Raw genomic sequence first — 1,901 nt, forward strand, 5'->3', positions numbered from 1 at the left:
ATTCAACATTTGAGGAAATGGTGAATCAATGGCAGAAGACGGCACGGAAGTGGATCGTCCGAGCAACCAGGATCCTGAAGTGAAGAACATGGAGTGAGCGCTTAAGGAAAAGACAGGTCAAGACCCGATGACCTGTCCAAAGTGTGGATGTTATTATGAATACAAGGGAGAAGTCTTTCTGGAAGACGGACGACTTGTCGTAAAAGTGGCAGTATGCACGAGAAGATGAGCTGTCTTAGAAAGGATGATAGAAGATGTCACCGGTGTCCAAGAAACGAATACCCGAGAAGAAAAAGAAGAAAAAGCCGAAGTGCGCCCTGAGCAACTACCTGCTCGACAAGCAAAAAGTGAACTATGAAGGTGTGCATGGATATGAATACCGGATAGAAGATGTACGACCTGCAAAACCGGACACGGAGCGTACGGAGAACGTAACGTCTTGTTCGAAAATAGCTCAAAAGAGGGGCATTGCCTGCCCGCTTCACGTGCTAATTGAATGCAACGACCAAGGACCGTCCGGGAACCGGACGGTTTTTCTTAACTGATTGGACTCTAATCCCGTTTATCGATAGCCTCAGACATCGTCTTGTCTGTCAGATGCGCGTAGATTTGTGTTGTCTCCGGCGAGGCGTGCCCAAGCTGCTCCTGTGTTTTGTACAAATCATTTTGCAAATAGTAGTCGGTGGCGAACGAATGCCTTAGCTTATGAACAGATAAGTACGGCTTGCCGAAATACTTGGCATATTTGATCACCATCTCCTGAATCGCCCGCTTGGTCATACGCTTGCCTTCTTTCGAGCCGTTCGCCACGGCTAAGAATAAGGCTTTTTCCCGTTTGTCGGGTGCATAACGCAGTGAGCGAATTTCCAGATAAGCCTGGAGCTCCGAAATCGCTTCTTGACGGTAATAGACTGGCGTTTTGAACGTCTCGTCATTTTTGCCTTTGCGATATACATAAACGAGTTTCTTCTTGAGATCGATGTCTTCGATGTTCAAGTTCACGACTTCCGATACGCGTAATCCGGAGTTCAAGATGAGACTGACGAGACATATATCGCGCACCCGATTTTGTTCATACGAATATACAGCCTGCTTGTTACGGATGACAGTTTGTGAATAGCCAACCTTCACATAGTCGATAAACTCTACGATTTCACTTTCCTGCAGCAGCTTGCCTTCCAGCTTGGCCGCAGAATCTTTCGGTTTATGTGTGCGCTTGATCTCAACCTTGGCCATCACATTTCGCTTCAGTAGGGGATAGAAATCATCATCCTCAGCAATTTGGCTCAAATAATGGAACAAGGAACGGAGAGAGGACAGCTTTCGAGAGATCGTCGTTCTCGTATTGGCATTTTCTTTTTTGGTTAGCAGGAACATTTTGTAATGGTCAATGTCGTCCATACGAAGCTTCTCCAGAATCTCAATCGGAATGCCGCTATAGGAGGAAGCATCGCTCAAGCCTTCGGCAAGCAACCAGGAGAAGAATGCCTCGTAATCACGCACATATTCCAATAGAGAGGAGGGGGAGAGATCCGGCAGCTTGTAGTTAATGAATTTCTCCACATACCATGGCATCGAAGGTACTTTCTTGTCTAATTCTTGGCGGTCTTTTTGTTTAATGACGTTAATTAGTATCACCTCGACTTATTGATGGTTAACATAGCGTTTATTATGTAATCATATTTTGCGTTGCTTATTTAAAATCCTCAAGAGGTGTGGATTCCTCATTCCACTAAGTTTTACCCCATAAACTTTGCGGGGACCCTTTTAGCTCTAACATTTTGTTTGAACTTCCTTTTGTCTGTATAAGGGCTTTCGCGGTTAAGTATTCTGAATGATGATTTCATTATATCACACTATGTTTTTCCACTTAACAAAGAGCCAAAGCATAACGATAGAAG

General features: G+C 44.7%; 2 protein-coding genes and 1 pseudogene. 2 read left to right on the top strand and 1 reads right to left on the bottom strand.

The window, feature by feature from the left end; genetic code table 11:
• Positions 1 to 358 (top strand): annotated as a pseudogene (locus AC1DWB_RS34395) (IS91 family transposase); the annotation flags it as partial.
• Complete coding sequence (locus tag AC1DWB_RS34400) at positions 255 to 545, top strand: hypothetical protein (protein ID WP_477545567.1); 291 nt, start codon at positions 255 to 257, stop codon at positions 543 to 545. The pseudogene AC1DWB_RS34395 and the gene AC1DWB_RS34400, both read left to right, overlap by 104 nt.
• A 7-nt stretch (positions 546 to 552) precedes the next feature.
• Here the strand turns inward: AC1DWB_RS34400 and xerS are convergent, their stop codons facing one another.
• Positions 553 to 1,629 carry a tyrosine recombinase XerS gene (gene xerS, locus AC1DWB_RS34405; protein ID WP_477545566.1) on the bottom strand — a complete coding sequence of 359 codons (1,077 nt, stop codon included), beginning with the start codon at positions 1,627 to 1,629 and terminating at the stop codon, positions 553 to 555.
• Positions 1,630 to 1,901 lie beyond the last annotated feature (272 nt).

It is taken from the genome of Paenibacillus sp. P4_E11, assembly GCF_056401635.1.

Excerpts from the sequence above, each read along its gene's own strand:
- AC1DWB_RS34400 (WP_477545567.1), top strand. The coding sequence starts at position 255 with ATGTCACCGGTGTCCAAGAAACGAATACCCGAGAAGAAAAAGAAGAAA.